Here is a 20013-nt window from a genome sequence, read left to right on the forward strand (position 1 = left end):
ATGGCAAAATCTTACAACGATGAATACTTTTTAAAGAGGTCTAAAAACAGAAATAAACTCGCTTACGAAAATGATTTCAAATTTATAAAAAATAATATAAATGATATAAGTAACATTCTGGATTTTGGTTGTGGAGAAATGCTATTTACAAGATTTCTTTTAAAACTAACTTCTCAGGTTTATGTTTACGATCCATCACCAACAATACAAAATTTATTTGAATATAAAAAACAGTTCAAGCAATATAATGAAGACCAACAATATGATGCTATTTGCTTAAGAGGAGTAATACAGCACCTCCCTACACCTTTTAAAACAATATCTAATTTGATTAATCATAATCTAAAAAGTGGAGGTTATTTAATTTTCACTGCTTCACCTAATACCTATTCACCCTACTATATTTTAAATAAAACATTGCCACCGCTAGTTGAAAATTTGAATTACTGGGTACCTTCAACAGTTGAATTAAGAAAGGTAATGAATAATTACAATATGCAGCATTTAAAAACACAATATCCTTACCTCAATAGTGGATATGCGAATCCTATCCAAGATCATTATAAATTCATTTTAAACCTTCTTGGTATGAGATCTAAATATCCATTCTGGTTTAGTATTTTTAACAGTATTTATATAAAAAAATAGTGCTCATAATTATTCTAAATTAGATTAAAAATAAACAACATCCTGAAATAAATCCACTTAAGTGCCCAAGTAAACTTACCCCCGGCAAAAAAGAGAAAATCAGACCTATCAGGCATATTGTTTTTAACATTTTTTGAACTTCATAATTAGACTTAAAACCAATTTCTTTACCTAAAAAATATTTCTTTCCATAAATAGAAGTTAACAATAAGAATCCCAAAAAAGCATAAATTATTCCACTAAATCCTATTGAGGCATAATTCGGAAAGATATTAAAGTACGATAGAGTCATCTCGTAAAACCAGATAATAAAAAAATTTAAAAAAGAACAAATTAAAATAAATTTCAAATAAAAAAATCTACTTTTAATTCTGAGTCTCATCAAAAAATATCTAGTGATGATAATTCCACTAAGATTAGTTAATAAATGATTTAAATCTGCATGAGTTAGAGTTGATGTGAAAATCCTATAGGGTTGAACACTAATTAATCTTGGTACAAAGTAAAAATATTCCTTATCAATAACTCCAATTAAATCTGTAAAAATAAAAACTGAGATTAACAAAAATCCAGTTACAATAAACTGCCAATCATATTTTGATATTGAATTATTAAAAGGCATTTTTAAGTTTTAAATTTAAAAATATCTTCTTAAATATAAGAAAAAACCCTGACAAGGATCTTAATTAATATCTTAATTTATATTGCCTTTAGTAAACTTTGCAATGAGAACTTGTTGGGTGGTCTATGCATTCTTTTTCCCAATATTCATGTCTAAGATCTTTGGGTAATTGATAATTAAAATCATGCATTCTCCAAATATCTGAAATTGAATTTCTAAGGGCAGCGAATGTAATGGTGAGTCTCATAAAGCCTCCTTTATCTCTATTACTTAATTATCCTCCTATTCAATTAAAATTAATAGAGTATTAATACCCGAGTATTAGTGCTTTGTCATTGTCACGACTATCTTTTCTCATTAAACAGAAATAGGAATAATGCAGAATTCAAAACACTTCATCGACTTTGTGGACAGCGAGGTATAAAAGACTCGAAGAGGCCATAAATGCCCTCTTATTTTTTTTAATTTTATTAGTAATTTTTGTTAAAGAATTAAACTTATAAGGTAAAAATACTATTTCTTATTCAAAGAATAATGATTAAAATCTTTTTTGATGAGTTCAAAAAGTATGCAGGGTAAGTATGAGAACTAAATGGGATGACAAATCTTGGAAGAAAGATTTCTTAAACATGAAGTCTCTATCTCCTTCAGATGCAAAACTCTTAATGGGAGGCGTAAAAGGATTAAAAGATTCATGGCGGTTAGGTGTTTTACATGTTGAATGCAAAAGACTGAAGAAAATACAGGAGTAATAGCAAGAGCAATGTCAGGATAAATAAACTGGCAGAAAAAATTATAATAAAGTGGAAAATTTAATGATAATTTTTCAAAAATTTTCTAGAACGTGGAGCTAAAAACTTTTGCAAGGAATCTATCTTGGATTTATGTATTCCAGATGAAGAAAAAAAGGTGTTATATAAAGATGATCCATTAAAAAATACAGTCAAATGAAATCGTCATTCAAAGTGATTTAGAAGATAATCAGGAAGAAATAAGAATTAAATCTTTTCTTTAAAAATGGTTAGCTTTTCAGAGCGGCTCATTGATAAAGCTTGTTATGAAAGTGATAATTTAATTATTCGAATTCTATTTTTGTACGCGCTTTACGATGTAGCGATGTAAATATAGGCTTAGAAGCATCTAGAAGTATTAGATACTTAGACTTGCCTGTTCTCATTACAGGCGCAATATGATGGTAAAGATCAATTTTCATGCCAATCCTTCTGAATTCATCTTTCAAAAGATCTTTTTTGACAAGCTTCTGCTTATATTTAGGATCAAAGCCTGTTATTTCATACAGATCTACAGATTCTCCGTATTTACGGTAGTTATTCATTGTAAATCTGAAAAAGCGATTGCTATCTTCTTCTTTGTATATTAACCCAGCATTTCTTTCTCCTGTTTGATTCCCTAGATCGTAAAATTTACAGTTACTTTCATCCCATTTCCCCTCATTAGAACTTATGAACTTATCTATACTCTTACCAAGCTTACATACCCTTAGAGATTTACTATTGTTGGACATAAGATAATCCACACCCTCATAATTAGTGATTGCTGGATCATAGTGTCCAAGGCTATTTCCTACTAAATTTTGTAATTTTTTTACTTGTATTCTTCCATCCTTAGTGGGTTCTACCTCTGCAAATTTAATTGTATCTTGTGTGGCTGACTCGAATACAAACCCTATTCTATTTCCGAAACTATAAGGATAAGGAAAACTTACTTTGTAATCAGGATCAAAGATAATATCGCTTTTAATATTTTCGTTAACATTCATCGCTTGCTCAAGTGGAAAGTATTGAATATTGCATTGATAATCTGGTCTTTTCTTAGTTGATTTGGCCTTGAAGTAGCAGGGTTCATAGACAACATAAGAGCGTTCACTTTGTTGAGGTTTTTTTACTCTAAGAATGAACGGATCATATAATCTCAACTCAGACTCTGGGTGTGCATCTCTTGGGTTAATGTTCAGACTTCTTATCGATAAAATCCTTGGCCTTTTGCTGAAGAGGTCCTCAACCTCAGCAAGGTAAATTTTCCAGTTATCGCCGATTAAAATATTTGAAGTGCTCTCTGGATAGATAAAGCTTTTAGCTGCCCTTCGCAATACCCTCTCTATTTTGGTGATTGGTTTTATGACTAAAGGTAGGCTTGCAATAGCTATAAAAATAAGGGCAGCTATATAAATTGTTTTTCTTGTCTTAATTATGCCTATTATTAGTTTCAACATAATGTTTTTTGATTAATATTTTAACCTAGCACTGGTTCTCGTCTTGGTGATTTGATTGGCCAGAGTCCAAATAGTTAAGAAAAATTCTAATTGGATCTATTTCGGACTCTAGATCGCCCTAAGATTAATATGATCATCACAACCTAAACCCTCTAAAAACCGAGTCAGTAAAATGGTATTGACCATATTGAGCCCTAACTAACTATCTAAAAACAAAGAGGGTTAATTACGAGTTCAACATCAGAGAACACTGTAGAACATACCTAAACAGATTTTTTATATCGTAAATCAAATTCCTCCCAACAAACCCGCCAATAGCGCATTGTTCTTAATGCTGAATTTAAGAATTAGATTTTAATTTAAATAGAGGCGAAATTAATTTATAGCTATAAACTCATGAAAATTTTAATAAATTTATCATCCGTGAAATGGGACGATTTAAAATCGTACGGAGAGGGTGGAATAAGAGTTCAACATCAGAGAACACTATAGAACAAACCTGAACAGGGTTTTCATATCGAAAAAGAATTTCCCGCCAACAAACCCGCCAACAAACCCGCCAACAATAATTTCAATTTAAAAATACAAAAATATAAGGTTTTACTTTAATCAATTAGTTATTTATAATCAATTTCATTGAAATTAAAGTATTATGAGCCTAAAAAAAAATATTGCAATTGCTTCTTTATTATTAACTGCAATAGGAATTTTTAATAATCAGTCAAGCGCTAATACTTTAAAAAATTTTGATGAAAAAGGGGTGGAAAAACTATATGCTTTTTTAAATAATTCTTATTCTTGGAAAGATAGCAATGGCAACAAATTCGTCATTAAAAAAGAAGACTGTGAATGCGTTATTTCAAAAACTTCAACAGAGAGAACAGGAATTGATTTAAGTCCTGGGAAAAAACAAAGAACAACAGCTAGAAATAGATATAGGGCATATTGTTACTTGAAAGGTACTAAATTTACAACAACTGGTTTTAAATATGTTTTCAATAAAGGAACTTCTTGTGACGAAGACAATCATTTATGCCGTGCCGTTAATAAGTTTGGGTTAATTAAAAAGTATCAAATAGAAGCAGATAGATTAAATTCAGAAGAGAATGATAGGCAAAGAGCATTTAGGAATGAAACAAAACAAGTTGATGACTTATATCGCGAACTTAAAATTAGGAAGAAATTATGTAATAACGCTTCTGGCGATAGCGCTACATTAAACAACAACGAATGTATTTATTATCAAATTTTGAGAAGAGATATGTCTAATAAAGGATACTCACTACCCCCTTATTAAAATTCATATCGTCTATTATGAAGAGTGTTTATCCATATCATAATCCCGCCAACAGCTTTTTAAATTCCCGCCAACATACCCGCCAACAGGAAGTCGTCTTTTAGGCTAGAAATAAGAACTAGATTTAATTTTGGATAGAGGTGAAATTTACTTAAAGCTATTAAATCAGAGAAATTTTAGAAAATTTATAGTCCGTGAAATGGGAAGATTTGAAATCGTACGGAGAGGGTGGGATTCGAACCCACGAATAGTCACCTATTAAACGATTTCGAGTCGTTCGCTTTCGACCACTCAGCCACCTCTCCGTCTATTTATAAGTATGCACAAAATTAAGTGAAATTATAACCTATATAATTATCTTAATTTTTAATCCCAACCTGCATCTTTCATAAATTTAATAGCTTGAGAATTTTTTTCTCCAAGATCTTCTACTGTTACACTATCAGGTATAAATTCTCCAAAGTTTTTTACTATTTCATTTTGATTAACTTCCTTCAAAGGATGTTCAAAAGTTGGCGCTGCTAAACCTTTGCTTCCTTTAGGAGACGCTAGGAATTCAAGCAACTTAATCGCTTCATTTTTATTGGTTGCATATTTTGCAATACCTCCGGCACTAATATTTACGTGAGCAGGATTCGGTGTAAGGACCTTTGTTTTTTTTGCATATAAAGCATCTCTTCTTCCGTTTACACCTGCTAACATTCTTGCGACATAATAATGATTAACAATTCCTACTCCACATTTTTTCTTGGAAACTGCTCTAATTATTGAAATATCACCTGGGAAGAATGGTTGGGAAACATTTGAAATCATTCCGCTTAACCAAGCTTTAGTTTCTGATTCACCTTTGTTAATTATTTGGTTAGCAACTAAAGATTGATTATATGGACTTTTTCTATTTCTTAAACATACTTTCCCTTTTAGAGAAGGATCAGCTAAATCAGTGTAATCATTAATCTTGCTAACATCTACCACTTTTGGATTTGCTATCATAACTCTTACTCTTCTGGTTAAGGCGTACCATTCCTTATTTGGATCTTTCAATCCAATTGGAACATCATTTTCTAAATTAGAAGATTCTATTGATTGAAGTAATCCAGCTTTGGCTGCATTAGTAATTCTTGCAGCATCAACTAATAAAATTAAATCTGCCTGAGAATTCTTACCCTCTCTCTTCAATCTCTCAATTAAAGATATACCTGCAGCTTCAATAAGCCTTACTTTAATCCCTGTTTCCTCTGCAAATTTTTTATAGACGCTCCTATCAGTGTTGTAATGCCTCCCTGAATAAACTTTGACTTCTTTTTCAGTAGAATTTACAGGTATATTTAAATTCATGAAACAACTAAACGCTAAAGCTGAAAAGAAGATTTTTTTAAACTTTTGCACTTTTTTTAAATAGTATCTATGGTTACTTTATATACATCAAAAGCACAAGAATCCTAAAAGATAGTTCTGATACATCAGGTTGTATCATTTTTAATATGTAAAATGAATTATTTAACGAGTCAACTACTAATTAATGAAGAGATAGAAACAATAAATAATAATCTTAAAAATCAAAGCGATCTTTGGGAAGATGGTAAAAAGACTGCAGGCAGTTATGCATCAAAAGTCAAAAATAATTTGCAAATTAATAGAAATTCTGAGTTATCTAAAAAGTTAGCTGAATTAATAAAAAACAAACTCCTGGCCAACCCACTGATTAAAAGCTTTGCATTACCTAAATTAATACATGGAATAATGTTTACGAAATCCCAAAAGAATATGGGCTATGGCAGGCATGTCGACAACCCATTCATGTCTTCTGGAAGATCAGACTTATCATTCACAATTTCACTAACTCCAAAAGATTTATATGAAGGGGGAGAATTAATCATAGAAACAATTAATTCAGAAAATAAATTTAAACTTAACGCTGGAGAAATAATTATTTATCCAAGTACGTATCTACATTCTGTTGAAAAGATACTAAGTGGAGAAAGAATAGTATGTGTAGGTTGGATTGAAAGTTATGTAAAGTCTATTGAAAAAAGAGAATATTTATTCGATCTTGATGCAGGGGCTAAAGGATTATTGGCAAAACATGGGAGGTCAGATGAGCTTGATTTGATATTCAAATCATATTCAAATCTTCTGAGATTACTTGGTAATTAGAGAATCATTTTATACACTCAATAGATAATAATTCTTGAATTCTTTATTATATATAAAGTTATTAAAATAAAATGCCAAGAAAAAGTCCAATTTCAATATTCTTAGCTGCTACAAGTATTCTTACGATAGCTGCAACTGAAGATATTGCATCAAAAGCGGGAGAGAATGATATCGGAGGATTAAAAGAATGGAGCACTGATATGCCGATTGATGCAGATTTCGTACTCGATGAAAATGCTCAAAAACTAGCCGATGAAGCTGCAAAATCAAGTGCTTGTGTTCCTATTGGGGAAGGAGAGAATTGTTGGTAAAAAACTAAAAGTTTTTAAAATATAAAAAAGCAAAAAAAAACACCCTTTCGGGTGTTTTTTAATTTGTTCACTATATTTAGAATTTAAATGTAGTTTGAACAACTGCTCCAAAAATATCTTCAGTTCCACCATCCCTATCAGTTCCACCAAAAATAGTTGGTGTAACAGTCATGCCATCATTTACTTTATATGAATAATAAAGTTCATAAGCAAATGGATCATTAGTTTCATCATCAAACTTTGTTGGCTGTGCCATTGCTAAGCCAATTTTGTCATCAGGATTGAAAATATCCTTCCACTGGAGGCCGACAAACCACATATCAGTACTATCTGAAGTTCCAGAAGGAACACCTGAATACTGAGTCGTATCGTATCCTACGGAAATTGAAGGTGTAGCGGTTCCAGTTCCATCTGGTCTCCACCAACCTCTTAAACCAACAGCTGTATGATTTCCGTCTGCACCAGAAATAGCAGCTTTAGCTGTCGTGGTGTGTAAATAACCGTCTGTCCAACCATTGTACTTTAAGTTAAAAATTGCAGAAACAGAGTATTGTGGCTGAGTATAACCAATCTGGGTTGCCCAACTTGTTTTTGTTTCGTCAGTGAGAAGTCCACTATCAACGTAACTACCACCTACTTTTTGGGTTGAATGTGATTTAGTACCTACGTTTGAACTAATCGAAAATCCATTATCTGCTTTAAAAGCCCAACCAGCACCAGTATCAGTACTTGCTCCATAAGCGCTACCGTTTCCACCAAGTGTGAATTGTTTTGTAACAGGCTTATAAATTGAAGGGGCAGCACCATGCATGTAATAGTTTTCAATCTTTGGACCTACCCATACAGTATTGTTTTCCCCAACTGGGAAGGAGTACCAAATCTTATCAACAGTTAAGCTGTCACCTTTACCAACTGAGGTCAAGTAACCTCCGTCGACGTTACTTTTCATCCAGCCGCCATGATTACCAGAAAGGAGTCTCACATAGAGGTTGTCGTCTCCAGTAAAACTTGTATTAAGATTTGCTCTATAAGAGTAGGCAAATTTAGCAGCCTCATCGGAGCCATCGGTTTCACTGAGATCTATTGCACCAATATCAAATACAACTTTTTGATCCATTACAGTTGTATCTGAGAAGCCACCGGCTTCAAATTCTTTTTGTTTAACTTCAAGGCCATCAACACGACCCTTTAAGTTAGCGATATCAGCACTAACTTCGTTAATGAATGTTTTACTGTTAAGTCTCGAAGATTTTGATTGGCTACGTACATAGCTGTTCATTTCTTCAATGTTAACAACATCGGAAGCTTGGGCAGCAACTGGAGCTAATAAGCTCAAAGATGCACCAGCAACCAACATTTGTTGGAAGAGTTTCATTTTACCTCACACTAAAGTAGCCCAAAAATTTTTTGGGTACCTATACTGTATCGAGCGTAACAGAAAAGGAAAGATATATAAGTTTCAGTCCCGTGTAACTTTTGATACTTTAAATTCTTTTTCTTATCTAAATATATATTATGTTTTAGTTCTTTATCAATGGATAGTTAAGGGATTCTCTTTCATCTACCCATGAAGATGCAACTTCTCTTGCTAGTTTTCTGATCTTCTCAATATATTGAGCACGATCTGTAACTGAAATAACACCCCTTGCATCAAGCAAATTAAATGTATGACTACATTTAAGAACATAATCAAGGGCCGGATAAGTTAATTTTTTTTCAATTAAATTATTTGCCTCATCTTGGTAAATTTCAAATAATTTCCTGAGGTTTTCAGCACTAGATTCAGTAAAATTATAAGAACATTGACTTTTTTCAAATTGAAGCCAAATATCGCTATATTTCAAATTTTTGTTCCAATTTAAGTCCCAGATACTTTCCTTATCCTGCAAAAACATTGCAATCCTCTCTAGTCCATAAGTGATTTCAATTGGGATTGGATTACAATCAATACCTCCGCATTGTTGGAAATAAGTAAATTGGGTAACTTCCATTCCGTCCAGCCAAACTTCCCAACCTACACCCCAGGCTCCGAGTGTTGGAGACTCCCAATTATCTTCCACAAATCTTATGTCATGATTTCTAGGATTAATTCCAAGAGATTCTAGAGACGTCAAATATTTTTCCTGTATTCCTTCCGGGGAAGGTTTTATTATTACTTGATATTGAAAGTAATGTTGCGCCCTATTTGGATTATCACCAAAACGCCCATCTGTAGGTCTTCTACATGGCTCCGCATAAGCTACACTCCAAGGCTCTGGTCCAATAGCCCTTAAAAAAGTATGCGGATTCATTGTCCCAGCACCCTTTTCAGTATCATATGGCTGCATAATCAAACAACCTTCTTCTGACCAAAAATTATTTAGATTTTGAATTATCTCCTGAAAAAACATTTAGATTAGGATGGTAGAAAATGTAGATCAATGCCAGTAGTCATAATAACAAAGCTTTAAGGTAAAGTTATCTTTAATTCCAAGTTCTCAAAAATATCATCTGATTAAAAAGTTTCATTAAAATAGATCCTTGATAAAAATAAATGGAGAATTAATTATGTAAAAAAATCTAATGGTAATGGCCCAAAAGTATTAGATTCTTTAAGACCATCGTCATACTGACATGTTATTAAAATTCCTTCTCCAAGACCATTTTCAGATCTAACAAAAACATTACTAGTTTTTTGATTAGCTTTTAAAAAAACGCTTCCATCAGCATGAAGGGGGCCTAGATTCTCAAATTTAATTGAGGAATATTTCTTAGAAATTGATTTCAATGTTTCAATAGCTTTAATATCACTTGGTGCCATTATTCCTATTGTTATCCAATCTGCATTAAAAATATTTGATTCTAATTCCTCTAAAAGTTTTTTTTCTTGACTATTACTTAATTGAGGTGCGCTTCTTAGATTATTTAAATCGACTAATTTATTTATTTCCACTGGCTATATAAATAAAAATTCTAACCAAATATTCTTCCATTCCAAGCCCACAATGAAGCTGGAACATCCTCAAAAGAGATATAAATCCTATCTATTGGGATCCCTATTTTCTCATATATAAAATCTGATATTGGCTTTGCCATTTCTGAAGGATTTAGAGAACCTATTGATTTGATTTCTAAAAAGCAAGAAGGGGTCTCATCAACAAAATACATTTGGCAATTATCATCTATTTTCGCCATAACAAAACTTCTTGATTTGTTAGTTAAATCTGAAATAAGAATTGAAATTTCTTCGAGTAATTTTTGTTTATTCTCTATTTTTGCAGAAGTCGAAACATTTATATAAGGCATCTCTATGCTGCAAAAGAATCTTTTTGAGGATCACTCTTTAGAGAAATAATTTTATTTTTTAAACTTCTTTTTGATGAAAGATATGCCATATCATATGAACTTATTCCGTTTTTATAAGGATTGAAAAGAGCACTTTTCGACCTGTTTTTTTTGCTCCTTTTGAACTCAATCATCATTATTCAAGTATTATTAATAATTTAACTTTTTTTTAATAGATGTCTAGTTTTATTGAGAATTTTTAATTTTTTAAATTAAAGCAAATTTCTAATACACAATTAGAATTTCTTTTTACTAGATTCGGAATGTAGATTATTAATTAGTTGCTTTGGAAGTTTTAAATAATTATCAAAGAAAAAAACTTGATGAAAGCAATGATGAAGAATTTTATTCTGATCCAAAATTTGTTTATCATCTAGATGCAAACTTCAGACAAAATCTATCAGATTTATATGAAAGAGAAATTGATAATAATTCAACTGTCCTTGATTTAATGTCAAGTTGGGATAGTTATTTACCTAAAGGGAAAAAATATAAAAAAGTTATTGGACATGGTTTAAACAAACAAGAACTTGAAAGAAATAAAATTTTTGATTCTTATTGGATACAAAATTTTAATTTAAGTCAACAAATTCCGCTAGATAATGAAAGCGTTAATTATTGCTTGATGGTGGCCGCATGGCAATATTTACAATATCCAGAGAATTTAACTAAAGAAATCGCGAGAATATTGAGCAGAGAGGGCAAGATTATTATTGCTTTTTCAAACAGAGCATTTTGGCATAAAGCTCCTAATATATGGACTTCATCTAGTGAAGAAGAGAGGGTTAAATATGTAAGAAAAGTATTAATCTCAAACGGATTTAATGAGCCAAAAATTCTCAAAAAGTTTACTGAACCAGGACTTAATATCTTCAATTTTTTAAATAAAGACCCATTTTATTGTTTAATCGCTACGAAAGAGTAAATTTTTAATTGGATTGCACCAAGCAAAAATTTAATGAAAAAGTTATCAAATTTTTTTTCATAGCCATACTTTTAAATTTTGACTAATATTGGATAGTTTAAAATTTATCAAATGGGTTCTAAAAGAGAAAAATATCCTGAAAGATGCCCTTGGGATCTAGGACCTAATCAACATTTAGCCAAAGAAGAGAACTGGACTTTAAGGTTAGGAGAGGCAAATGTATGCTTTAGCAAAAATAAATTAGATAATAATTATTTTCATGTTATCAGTAATGAAAATGAGGAACAAATTCTAGCTTTTAGAGCAAGACTCTTATATCAAAAACTACTTGATAAAGGGTTTAGACTGGTTGAATAAAAAAACCTATCTTAATAAGCATAGATCCTCGAAAACAAACTTTTGTGTTTCTTCCTCTTGATTTTGGTTTGTGTATTTTATTATCCTCGAACTTAATATCCAATTGTCCTCTCTATCTATATTTATGAATTCATCTTCGTATTCAAATTTTTGAGAATTTGCCTCAAGTGTTTCTGGATCAATTTGTTGACTACTATATTTTTTACTAAGATAACCTATTCCTGTATCTAAGAATTCTTCAACATAGATCTCAATAATAGTTCCATGAATTTTTCTATAGACCATATTAATACAGTTATTTTTAACCCTATATTTATCACCTTGATTCTTACCTGAAACAATCATTTCAATCCCACTTTCAGAATTTTTAAGCAAATTAAAATTATTTTCTGAATGCACTGATTCAAATTCTCTCTTTACCCTATGTATACACACTTCAAATAATTGAGAGGCAATACTTTTAACAACTTTCTCATCTTCTATTTTTTGAATATTTGGTTTAAAGTCTTTACCTAATATGAAGTCACCTTTATAAATATTATTATTACTCAAAAAAATACATTTACCTTGATAACCATGAAAATCATTCTGCCAGGTATAACGATTTTCATAAGCCTTTTTGAAAATCTTATTACAATTAATTTCTTTTGGATTATCCATTAATTTTTTAAATATTTTGAACAATTCTACAAAAAAAAACCTCCCTGTTAGAGGAGAGGTTTTTTATTAGATTAAACTAGTTTTGAGTAATTTTTGTATTTTCAATATTATCAAAAGCTTGACCAATTTTCTTAAAGTCAAATCCCATTGCTCTTAGTGCGTGCCAAAGATGACCTTGTAAGAAAAAGAAACCCAAATAAAAATGAGTATTAGCAAGCCAAGCTCTTGAGCTGTACGCTCCTGAACCTAAATCTACTGTATCAGTAAAATAAGGGGCGAATTCAAATTGAAGCTTCAAGGGTTCTCCATATAGATCAACTGGATATATAGTTGTATTAGAAGCACACCAAAAAGCAGCAACAAAAGCCATATAAGAAACACCAACAACTGAGTATGACAAGATTGCCTCAGCGCCAAGTAATCCTTTTCCTTTAAATTCTGTATATTCTCCAAATTGTTTAGTACAAATATGGAAAACTCCTCCAATTATTTCGAGGAAAGCTAGGAAAGCATGTCCTCCCATAACATCTTCCAAACTATCTATTTTTAAAAAATCAAATTGATGATTCCAGATAGCGGCAATATCTAAGTTGTAAATAACTTGTCTCGTGGATCCTATTGCTGGGTCGTAAATTCCATGAATTCGAGCCCATTCAACGAACATAATTGCTCCAAGTCCAAGAAAGATTAGATGATGACCAAGAATAAAAGTTAATTTATCTGGATCATCCCATTCAAAATCAAATTTTTGTGGCTTACTATTTTCTGGATAGTCTCCAAGATCACCTGCAAATTTATTGGAGTGTAATAATCCACCAGCACCCAATACTGCTGAGAAAATTAGATGTAATGTGCAAATTACAACTATTCCATATGGTTCAGTAATAACACCATTTTCAATGCCACCAATTCCAATACCCGCTAGGTGAGGCAAAACAATTGCTTTCTGTGCGCCCATTGGAATACTGGCGTCGTAACGAGCCAATTCAAATAATCCAAAAGCTCCTGCCCAAAACATCATTAGGCCTGCATGGGCAGCATGAGCAGCTATGAATTTACCTGAACGGCCAACAACACCAGAATTCCCTGCGTACCAGTCATAGGTGACATCAGATTTTCCGTAAGTTTGTAACACTTGATTTAAGTAAACAGCACATTGAGCATATTGCTTATCAGAATTGTTTTTACATGTTCTTTACAGATTTAATTACTTATGTAAAAAAAACATATTGTGAAAGAACAAATGTTACAAATTTAGAAAATAATATCTGAGAAAGCTTACGCCAATGAGGGGATTTCACCCTTAAGCTGAGAAGCCCATGTTTCAAGACGAGAATCGGTCAAATCTGATTCACTATCCTCATCAAGAGGTAATCCACAAAAGCTTTCTCCAATTACACTTTTAGACTCATCAAATGTATAAGAAGATTTATCTACGTAACCGACCATTTCGGCGCCTGCTTTTGTGAAGTAGCTATGAAGTTCTTCCATAGCATCACAATAGTTTTCTGTATATGTAGAAGAATCTCCTAAACCAAAAATCGCAACCTTTTTTCCTGATAAACTTAGCTCACCAATATCCTCTAAGATTGAATCCCATGCAGTTCCCGATCTTTCTTCATCGGCGCCTGTATTCCATGTAGGTATCCCACAGATAATTCCATCAAGACCTTCAAATTCTGAAAGATCATCTACATCAGATACATCTTTAGGTGCTTCTGCTGAAGAAATAAAGTTGTGAAGACGATCTGCTACGTCTTCAGTTTTTCCAGTTGTAGTTGCGTAATAAATTCCTACAGTCATAATTCAAAATGTTTACATTAAAATAATAAAATCTAAAAACGTTAAATTAATTTCTTTAAAAACTTTTTCATGTAAAATTTTATACTAATTAAGGTAAGAAAATTTTTTTGAGAATAATTTACAAAACATTTCAACCATCGTGACTGATAAATTTCAAAATGATATTAAAAATCTTGTTGAAGAATTTAACTTTAATGGGCAGAAAAAGTTCAAATTAATCGTATTATTTGGTTTATTGGGAGATTTTGATAGCTTTGAATATGCAATAAACTTAAAAAATTTTATTAAGAATCAAGATAACAATTTAGACGTTTTTGCCATTGCTATTGGCAACCAAAATGGGAAACAAAAATTCTGTCAATTTACTGGCTTTCCCAAAGAGAATTTAATAGTTGTTTCTGATAATCAAATCCACAATAAATTAAAAGTCTCAAGAGGATTAGATATTGGTTTCGGAGGTTGGATAAATATGCTTTTGATGCTATCAGGGATAAATTCTTTTAAAACAATTAGAGAGGTTATTAGAGGTTATGTCGGCGACCGCAAAGCAAAGCAAATCTATTCAGAATATGACAAAATCGATGTATTAAAATTTATAAAATTTTCAGGTAATTCTTTTAAAAAGGTTTTCGGAAAAGGTTATTTAAGACCATTTGAATTAGCAACATTTAGATTAAATAATATGAATGAAATAATCCAAAATTGGAGTGATTATATTCTTAATGAAGAATATCTTCCACAAAGGGGAGCTTCCTTTTTATTAAATGATCAAAATCAAGTTGTTTATAAATTTTTTTCAAGTTATGTTCTTGGATATTCATCAAACATGAGAGATCCTTTAGGATTTTTATCTGATTTAATTAAATAATTTCTAAAAATTTTATGAATGTAGATATATTCGGATACCTTGCAGCGATTTTAACAACCGCGGCATTCCTACCTCAATTGATAAAAACTTTAAAAACAAAAAAGGCAGATGATGTTTCTTTGACAACATTAGTAATGTTTATTATCGGTGTTTTGTCTTGGATTATTTACGGTTATAAAATTTCTTCTACACCAATATTGATAGCGAATTTAATTACCCTAATCTTAAATCTTTTGATATTAATATCTAAAATATATTTTTCAAAAAACTAAAATGAATAAAATATTTTTTTATAAAGTAATAAATTTTTAATTTATTACTAAACATTGATTAATATAGAACAAAAATTTTCTGATCTTGAAAACTGCAAAATGCTGGGTTTGGTTTAAAGGTAGCCTTAATAATGGTGGATATTGGAAAGAAGGATTTACATGTACTTTTGATGAGAAACCAGGAGTTTTAATAGAAAGTCCTGCTTACGTAACTTGTCGGGTTCCTACTTGGAGAGTTTTGACTAAAGAACCAGAAAATTTATATAAATCACCTTTAATTCCTGACAAAGCAATCTGGAAAATAATTTAAATTCTCAATGAATTAGAAAAAACTTTTTGCCTGCACTACGGCAAGTTAATATTGCTTTAATAAATATTTAATTAATACCATCTACTCTCTTTTCATAAATATTATTCCTTTCTTAATCCTTGGTTTTCTTCTCGGGAAAAAGAATCCAAAGATTTCAAAGTATATTGCAAGACCTCTAATAAGATTTGGCATTCCATTAAGTGTAATGGGTCTATTATTAAAGGAAGGCATAGATATAAACCTAATTAAAAGTGCATTTTTAGCATTCTTTGTAATTGGATTTTTAATAACTTTAATAAATATAATCCCAATATTTAAGAAAAGGCTTCCAAATTACACATTGCAGCTAGCAGGTCTAATAGGTAATACATCATTTCTTGGAATACCAATTGCGCTTGCTCTTCTACCTTCAACAACTATAAATTTTACTATTGGATTTGATTTAGGAACAACACTTTTCGCTTGGATATTTGGACCTTTTTTTCTTCAAGAAAAATCCAACAGCAATAATATCCCAAACATCAATGGACTATTAAATGCTTTGATAAATAGCCCTGCATCAAGAGGGATTATTGGTGTACTTCTTGCATATCTTTTCCAAATAGATGAAATTATAGGCAATTATCTTTGGATTCCTGCAAGGTTAGTTATTGCATTGGCAATAATAATTGTGGGAACAAGACTTGGAATAATAACAAATCAAAAGGGAAGGATTTTAGATCTAAATAAAGAAATTAAATTTTCAATTTTATTAAAATTATTTATTCTTCCTTTATTAATTTTTTTAATATGTAAATCTTTAAACTTTAATTTCTATGAATCATCAGCAATAATTCTACAGGCAGCCACCCCAACAGCAATATCCACAATATTAATGGCAGAGGCTTACGGTGTAAAACAACAAATCGCTTCAAAAATTCTTTTTACTACAACTCTAATTTCAATAATTACAATTCCTTTATTAAAAATATGTATGAACTTATATATTTAAGCAACTTAATGGGAGAAAACCCGTTTTTGGCAGCATGATTAATGAAAATTGTAAAGTTTATATCCTGATAACTACATAATGTCTTAAGATTTAGGTTATGAAGTCAGCAAACCCTGAAAATGAATATATCCCTTTAGATCTAAGGATTTCTGTAAGGAGGGATACTCTTAGGCTTATCTCAGAGATGGCTCAAGATATGGGAATAAGCATTAATGAAGTTTTTAGTTTTTTAGCCGAAGATTCTGTCATTGATCTTGAATTAATGGAAGATTTAAATAAAGTTGACATCCCAAGTAAGTGCAGCGTTGATGATCTAAAAAAAGCTCTTCTAAAAAAAAGACTTTGTTAAAATTTTTCAACTTTTCTATTTTTCCAGTCAGATTTAAAACCGTTAATCATTAAAAATTCCGAATACCTATTCAAATCACTTTTTTGAATTCGCCATAAATTATAAATTCCATATTTGCCCAATTTTTGATGATTAATTTTTGACCATTGCTTTTGTCGGGAAGAATATTCATCTATCACAACCAATATAGATTCGTATTCATAATCAGGTTGATCTTCATAATTATTTCTCCTATCAGTATTAAGCCTTTCTGAGAGATTAATCAATCCCTCTTCTGTGCTTCCTTCATAAAAAACTATTTGTCTCGAATAATAATGTAATGACGGTTTTCTTACCCCTATCATTGCTAAAGTTTCATTCCCCTTTCGATTATCTATAATTAATTTTGATATATTCCTCAAAGGTAGTTGCCTAGAAGTATCTGCTAATTTTCTAATTGGCGACATCAATAAAAATTGTCCAATCAAAAGTAGAATTTGAAGATAAAAGAGGATATTTTTGAACTTTAAAGAAAATAAGATTATTGCAAGAAGGGTAAATGAAGAGAAGAACAATTTTGCCTTGAAAATAATACCAGAGCTTACAAGTTCTGAGGCAAGATTAGGCATTTCGGGATCATTAATTGAACTCAGCCAAACATCCGAGAAAAAGAATGCTATTGAGAAGCCAAACAAAATTAAAATATTAAAAATCCAAAAATATAAATAACTTTTATTTATATTTTTTAAGCTTACAAAGCTATTACTTGTTAATAATGCCGCCGCTGGAATTGCTGGCAACCAATAGCTAGGAAGTTTCGTTGCAGAAAGGCTAAAGAAGATTAAAACTGACGATAACCAACATAGAGAATATATATAAAGTGTGTCAGATACATTACAACTTTCTTTTGAACTTTTTAAGAAATCCTTAAAGGTTTTAAATATCCCGTGGCACAAAAAAGGGGTAAATGGTAGTGAAGCCAATATCATTATGTAAAGAAAAAACCAGAATGGTTCTGCATGATTATTTACAACTGAGGTATATCTTTGAAAATTATGGTAACCAAAAAAATTATCCCAGAAAGGCTTTCCCTCTTTTAGAAGTTCTAATATGTACCATGGAACACTTATTAATATTGTTATTAAAAAACCTTTCTTTGGATTTATCTTACTGAGCAAAGTTTTCCAATTCTTCTGACAAAAGAAGAAGCACGTAATAGTAAATAATGCCAAAACAAATGCAACAGGTCCTTTAGTTAAAATTGCAAACCCTAAAAATACCCAGGCTGAAATGCATTGATCATTATTTTCACTTGCCATTCTTCTCCAAAACAATAGCAAGCTAATACCTAAGGTTCCAGTTAAAAGAGCATCACTCACGGCAGTTCTACTCCAAATAATTATTAATGGAGAAAGAGCAAAGCCTAATGTTGCAACTATTGGAGTGAGGAATTGCCTATCACTCTTCTGTGGCCAACAAAACAGCGTATCTCCAATCATCAACATCAAAAATAATGATGCCAAAGCTGAAGGTAGTCTTGCAGAGAGAGTCCCGAAATTATCCCAAATCTCGTTTTTCGGTAATGAGTAAAAAAAACCCATTAGCCAATATATCAGTGGAGGCTTATCAAAACGGAATATTCCATTGACTTTTGGAGTTAACCAATCACCAGATTCACTCATTGCCCGTGCTGCAGCGGCAAACAAGGGGGGGGTTTCATCCACCAATCCTGTGGAGCCTAAACCTAAGAAAAATATAATGATCCCACAAACTAAAACTATCAATAAGGTTATAAGCCTTTTTTTTGAGTTAATAAGAATCATTTAATATTATTTATATTCATGCATTACCTTATTAAGCCATTTCACAACCTTGTTAGCAAATATATCTGCGGAGGCATTTTTTTCTACCCATTCTCTACATTTCTGACGCTTTATTTTTTCAATAATCTCTACATAAGAAAGCATATTTTTTTTATCATCAGGATCAGCAAGATAACCTGTTTGGCCATGCTGAATAATTTCACTAGGTCCTCCTCTTTTATAAGCTACAACAGGTACCCCACAGGCTAAAGCTTCAACAATAACGTTCCCATATGCCTCATTCCATTTCGGAGTATTTAGCAACCCTCTGCATTTGCCAAGTTCTTTTTGTAATTCATCGGTTGATAAAAACCCCATCCAATCTATAGCTCCGTGAGGGAATGATTTTTCTATCTTTGAGGCATACATCTCATCTTCTATAAATCCCCAAACTTTTAATTTTTCGCCAAGTTGATTTGCTATATAAACTGCATCCTCCAAACCTTTCTCAGGAGCCACTCTTCCAACCCATGCTAAGGGTCCCTTAACTGAATCTTGAAAAATATAATTATCTAAGTTAAACCCATTCCCAATAATTGTTGGTTTTTTTATAAATGGATAATCATTAGCTTGCATTTTCGAATGAAAAGCAAAGTTATTTGGATATTTAGCATATACCTTAGAGATTAAATTACTAATTACTGAACTTTCAGAACCCATGCTAATTATATGTGCAATGGGTATCTCTAAATTTAGAGTCATCCAGATAGGCAGCCAATCATAGGACATGTTCAACAATACATCTGAATGTTTAGCGATATCTAATCCCTTCTCAAGCATTCCTACTAAAAGAGAATTGTCTGGGATAGTCACGGGAGAATTATAATTTTGATGCTGCCAACTAATTTGATCTTCACCTTCCACAAAATGTAATTTTGCCTTTACGTTACTTTCATGTAACTTAGAATTTTTTGGAGCTATAACCTCAACAGAATGGCCTAAAGAAATTAAACCTGAAACTAAAGAATTTAAAGTCAATTCAACTCCACCACCCTTACCACTCCCTAAGAACCCTATTGGAGTACTAATCAAAACTATTCGCATT

Annotated in this window: 25 protein-coding genes and 1 tRNA gene; 12 read left to right on the forward strand and 14 right to left on the reverse strand. The window is 31.4% G+C overall.

Features of this window, described 5'->3' with window-relative positions; all coding sequences use genetic code 11:
- A complete protein-coding gene (locus A9601_RS15455) occupies positions 1 to 648 on the forward strand; it encodes a class I SAM-dependent methyltransferase (RefSeq protein WP_011818768.1) in 648 nt (215 codons plus the stop codon).
- Positions 649 to 667: 19 nt separating this feature from the next.
- Here A9601_RS15455 and A9601_RS15460 read toward each other — a convergent pair whose 3' ends face one another.
- Positions 668 to 1270, reverse strand: coding sequence for a rhomboid family intramembrane serine protease (locus A9601_RS15460; protein WP_011818769.1), 603 nt, complete (start codon positions 1268 to 1270; stop codon positions 668 to 670).
- A gap of 88 nt (positions 1271 to 1358) precedes the next feature.
- Entirely contained in the window at positions 1359 to 1517 is a 159-nt protein-coding gene (locus A9601_RS18735) for a hypothetical protein (protein ID WP_011818770.1), read from the reverse strand.
- A 334-nt stretch (positions 1518 to 1851) separates the two neighbouring features.
- On the opposite strand from A9601_RS18735, the gene A9601_RS18740 reads away from it, so the two are divergent.
- Positions 1852 to 2022, forward strand: a complete 171-nt coding sequence (locus tag A9601_RS18740; protein ID WP_011818771.1) for a hypothetical protein — start codon at positions 1852 to 1854, stop codon at positions 2020 to 2022.
- A 323-nt stretch (positions 2023 to 2345) separates the two neighbouring features.
- Here the strand turns inward: A9601_RS18740 and A9601_RS15465 are convergent, their stop codons facing one another.
- Positions 2346 to 3503 (reverse strand): glucosamine inositolphosphorylceramide transferase family protein, encoded by a 1158-nt coding sequence (locus A9601_RS15465; RefSeq protein WP_011818772.1) that lies wholly within the window; start codon positions 3501 to 3503, stop codon positions 2346 to 2348.
- A gap of 652 nt (positions 3504 to 4155) precedes the next feature.
- Between A9601_RS15465 and A9601_RS15470 the strand changes: the two genes are divergently transcribed.
- Positions 4156 to 4800, forward strand: a complete 645-nt coding sequence (locus A9601_RS15470) for a hypothetical protein (RefSeq protein ID WP_011818773.1) — start codon at positions 4156 to 4158, stop codon at positions 4798 to 4800.
- 220 nt (positions 4801 to 5020) lie between these two features.
- On the opposite strand, the gene A9601_RS15475 is transcribed toward A9601_RS15470, so the two are convergent.
- Positions 5021 to 5105, reverse strand: a tRNA-Ser gene (locus A9601_RS15475).
- 61 nt (positions 5106 to 5166) lie between these two features.
- Positions 5167 to 6138 carry an extracellular solute-binding protein gene (locus tag A9601_RS15480; protein WP_011818774.1) on the reverse strand — a complete coding sequence of 324 codons (972 nt, stop codon included), beginning with the start codon at positions 6136 to 6138 and terminating at the stop codon, positions 5167 to 5169.
- A 153-nt stretch (positions 6139 to 6291) separates the two neighbouring features.
- Between A9601_RS15480 and A9601_RS15485 the strand changes: the two genes are divergently transcribed.
- Together A9601_RS15485 and A9601_RS15490 are read left to right on the forward strand one after the other, a co-directional pair.
- Positions 6292 to 6957 (forward strand): Fe2+-dependent dioxygenase, encoded by a 666-nt coding sequence (locus A9601_RS15485; protein WP_011818775.1) that lies wholly within the window; start codon positions 6292 to 6294, stop codon positions 6955 to 6957.
- Between the two features lie 71 nt (positions 6958 to 7028).
- The gene (locus tag A9601_RS15490; protein WP_011818776.1) at positions 7029 to 7268 is read left to right on the forward strand and encodes a hypothetical protein; all 240 of its coding nucleotides are present in this window, start codon (positions 7029 to 7031) and stop codon (positions 7266 to 7268) included.
- 76 nt (positions 7269 to 7344) lie between these two features.
- Here A9601_RS15490 and A9601_RS15495 read toward each other — a convergent pair whose 3' ends face one another.
- From A9601_RS15495 to A9601_RS15510, 4 genes are all read right to left on the reverse strand, one after another.
- Positions 7345 to 8643, reverse strand: coding sequence for a carbohydrate porin (locus A9601_RS15495; RefSeq protein WP_011818777.1), 1299 nt, complete (start codon positions 8641 to 8643; stop codon positions 7345 to 7347).
- A 145-nt stretch (positions 8644 to 8788) separates the two neighbouring features.
- On the reverse strand, positions 8789 to 9658 hold the full coding sequence (gene glyQ / locus A9601_RS15500) for a glycine--tRNA ligase subunit alpha (RefSeq protein ID WP_041484553.1): 870 nt from the start codon (positions 9656 to 9658) through the stop codon (positions 8789 to 8791).
- A 155-nt stretch (positions 9659 to 9813) separates the two neighbouring features.
- Positions 9814 to 10200, reverse strand: a complete 387-nt coding sequence (locus A9601_RS15505) for a DUF1824 family protein (protein ID WP_011818779.1) — start codon at positions 10198 to 10200, stop codon at positions 9814 to 9816.
- 20 nt (positions 10201 to 10220) lie between these two features.
- Positions 10221 to 10553 carry a phenylpyruvate tautomerase MIF-related protein gene (locus A9601_RS15510; RefSeq protein WP_011818780.1) on the reverse strand — a complete coding sequence of 111 codons (333 nt, stop codon included), beginning with the start codon at positions 10551 to 10553 and terminating at the stop codon, positions 10221 to 10223.
- Between the two features lie 325 nt (positions 10554 to 10878).
- Here A9601_RS15510 and A9601_RS15515 point away from each other — a divergent pair, with 325 nt between their 5' ends.
- Complete coding sequence (locus tag A9601_RS15515; protein WP_011818782.1) at positions 10879 to 11517, forward strand: methyltransferase domain-containing protein; 639 nt, start codon at positions 10879 to 10881, stop codon at positions 11515 to 11517.
- Positions 11518 to 11628: 111 nt separating this feature from the next.
- The gene (locus tag A9601_RS15520) at positions 11629 to 11874 is read left to right on the forward strand and encodes a hypothetical protein (protein WP_011818783.1); all 246 of its coding nucleotides are present in this window, start codon (positions 11629 to 11631) and stop codon (positions 11872 to 11874) included.
- Positions 11875 to 11880: 6 nt separating this feature from the next.
- Here the strand turns inward: A9601_RS15520 and A9601_RS15525 are convergent, their stop codons facing one another.
- From A9601_RS15525 to fldA, 3 genes are all read right to left on the reverse strand, one after another.
- Entirely contained in the window at positions 11881 to 12534 is a 654-nt protein-coding gene (locus A9601_RS15525; protein ID WP_011818784.1) for a DUF3386 domain-containing protein, read from the reverse strand.
- 76 nt (positions 12535 to 12610) lie between these two features.
- Positions 12611 to 13669 carry a chlorophyll a/b binding light-harvesting protein gene (locus A9601_RS15530; protein ID WP_011818785.1) on the reverse strand — a complete coding sequence of 353 codons (1059 nt, stop codon included), beginning with the start codon at positions 13667 to 13669 and terminating at the stop codon, positions 12611 to 12613.
- 143 nt (positions 13670 to 13812) lie between these two features.
- A complete protein-coding gene (gene fldA, locus A9601_RS15535) occupies positions 13813 to 14337 on the reverse strand; it encodes a flavodoxin FldA (RefSeq protein WP_011818786.1) in 525 nt (174 codons plus the stop codon).
- A gap of 139 nt (positions 14338 to 14476) precedes the next feature.
- Between fldA and A9601_RS15540 the strand changes: the two genes are divergently transcribed.
- The 5 genes from A9601_RS15540 (at position 14477) to A9601_RS15560 (ending at position 17127) form a co-directional block, all read left to right on the forward strand.
- Positions 14477 to 15205, forward strand: a complete 729-nt coding sequence (locus A9601_RS15540; RefSeq protein ID WP_011818787.1) for an AhpC/TSA family protein — start codon at positions 14477 to 14479, stop codon at positions 15203 to 15205.
- Positions 15206 to 15219: 14 nt separating this feature from the next.
- Positions 15220 to 15477 (forward strand): SemiSWEET family sugar transporter, encoded by a 258-nt coding sequence (locus tag A9601_RS15545; protein WP_011818788.1) that lies wholly within the window; start codon positions 15220 to 15222, stop codon positions 15475 to 15477.
- 85 nt (positions 15478 to 15562) lie between these two features.
- Complete coding sequence (locus tag A9601_RS15550; RefSeq protein WP_011818789.1) at positions 15563 to 15787, forward strand: hypothetical protein; 225 nt, start codon at positions 15563 to 15565, stop codon at positions 15785 to 15787.
- A 205-nt stretch (positions 15788 to 15992) separates the two neighbouring features.
- Positions 15993 to 16778, forward strand: a complete 786-nt coding sequence (locus A9601_RS15555) for an AEC family transporter (RefSeq protein ID WP_011818790.1) — start codon at positions 15993 to 15995, stop codon at positions 16776 to 16778.
- Positions 16779 to 16875: 97 nt separating this feature from the next.
- Complete coding sequence (locus tag A9601_RS15560; RefSeq protein WP_011818791.1) at positions 16876 to 17127, forward strand: hypothetical protein; 252 nt, start codon at positions 16876 to 16878, stop codon at positions 17125 to 17127.
- Here A9601_RS15560 and A9601_RS15565 read toward each other — a convergent pair.
- Together A9601_RS15565 and A9601_RS15570 are read right to left on the reverse strand one after the other, a co-directional pair.
- On the reverse strand, positions 17124 to 18929 hold the full coding sequence (locus A9601_RS15565; RefSeq protein WP_011818792.1) for an ArnT family glycosyltransferase: 1806 nt from the start codon (positions 18927 to 18929) through the stop codon (positions 17124 to 17126). The genes A9601_RS15560 and A9601_RS15565 overlap by 4 nt on opposite strands.
- Before the next feature lie 6 nt (positions 18930 to 18935).
- A complete protein-coding gene (locus A9601_RS15570; RefSeq protein ID WP_011818793.1) occupies positions 18936 to 20012 on the reverse strand; it encodes a glycosyltransferase family 4 protein in 1077 nt (358 codons plus the stop codon).
- Position 20013 lies beyond the last annotated feature (1 nt).

Source organism: Prochlorococcus marinus str. AS9601, assembly GCF_000015645.1.
Taxonomy (GTDB): domain Bacteria; phylum Cyanobacteriota; class Cyanobacteriia; order PCC-6307; family Cyanobiaceae; genus Prochlorococcus_A; species Prochlorococcus_A marinus_O.

Bases quoted from the DNA above. Each gene is read 5' to 3' on its own strand.
- A9601_RS15455 (WP_011818768.1), top strand. From the start codon at position 1: ATGGCAAAATCTTACAACGATGAATACTTTTTAAAGAGGTCTAAAAAC.
- A9601_RS15460 (WP_011818769.1), bottom strand. From the start codon at position 1,270: ATGCCTTTTAATAATTCAATATCAAAATATGATTGGCAGTTTATTGTA.
- A9601_RS18735 (WP_011818770.1), bottom strand. From the start codon at position 1,517: ATGAGACTCACCATTACATTCGCTGCCCTTAGAAATTCAATTTCAGAT.
- A9601_RS18740 (WP_011818771.1), top strand. From the start codon at position 1,852: ATGAGAACTAAATGGGATGACAAATCTTGGAAGAAAGATTTCTTAAAC.
- A9601_RS15465 (WP_011818772.1), bottom strand. From the start codon at position 3,503: ATGTTGAAACTAATAATAGGCATAATTAAGACAAGAAAAACAATTTAT.
- A9601_RS15470 (WP_011818773.1), top strand. From the start codon at position 4,156: ATGAGCCTAAAAAAAAATATTGCAATTGCTTCTTTATTATTAACTGCA.
- A9601_RS15480 (WP_011818774.1), bottom strand. From the start codon at position 6,138: ATGAATTTAAATATACCTGTAAATTCTACTGAAAAAGAAGTCAAAGTT.
- A9601_RS15485 (WP_011818775.1), top strand. From the start codon at position 6,292: ATGAATTATTTAACGAGTCAACTACTAATTAATGAAGAGATAGAAACA.
- A9601_RS15490 (WP_011818776.1), top strand. From the start codon at position 7,029: ATGCCAAGAAAAAGTCCAATTTCAATATTCTTAGCTGCTACAAGTATT.
- A9601_RS15495 (WP_011818777.1), bottom strand. From the start codon at position 8,643: ATGAAACTCTTCCAACAAATGTTGGTTGCTGGTGCATCTTTGAGCTTA.
- glyQ (WP_041484553.1), bottom strand. From the start codon at position 9,658: ATGTTTTTTCAGGAGATAATTCAAAATCTAAATAATTTTTGGTCAGAA.
- A9601_RS15510 (WP_011818780.1), bottom strand. From the start codon at position 10,553: ATGCCTTATATAAATGTTTCGACTTCTGCAAAAATAGAGAATAAACAA.
- A9601_RS15520 (WP_011818783.1), top strand. From the start codon at position 11,629: ATGGGTTCTAAAAGAGAAAAATATCCTGAAAGATGCCCTTGGGATCTA.
- A9601_RS15525 (WP_011818784.1), bottom strand. From the start codon at position 12,534: ATGGATAATCCAAAAGAAATTAATTGTAATAAGATTTTCAAAAAGGCT.
- fldA (WP_011818786.1), bottom strand. From the start codon at position 14,337: ATGACTGTAGGAATTTATTACGCAACTACAACTGGAAAAACTGAAGAC.
- A9601_RS15545 (WP_011818788.1), top strand. From the start codon at position 15,220: ATGAATGTAGATATATTCGGATACCTTGCAGCGATTTTAACAACCGCG.
- A9601_RS15555 (WP_011818790.1), top strand. From the start codon at position 15,993: ATGGGTCTATTATTAAAGGAAGGCATAGATATAAACCTAATTAAAAGT.
- A9601_RS15560 (WP_011818791.1), top strand. From the start codon at position 16,876: ATGAAGTCAGCAAACCCTGAAAATGAATATATCCCTTTAGATCTAAGG.
- A9601_RS15565 (WP_011818792.1), bottom strand. From the start codon at position 18,929: ATGATTCTTATTAACTCAAAAAAAAGGCTTATAACCTTATTGATAGTT.
- A9601_RS15570 (WP_011818793.1), bottom strand. From the start codon at position 20,012: ATGCGAATAGTTTTGATTAGTACTCCAATAGGGTTCTTAGGGAGTGGT.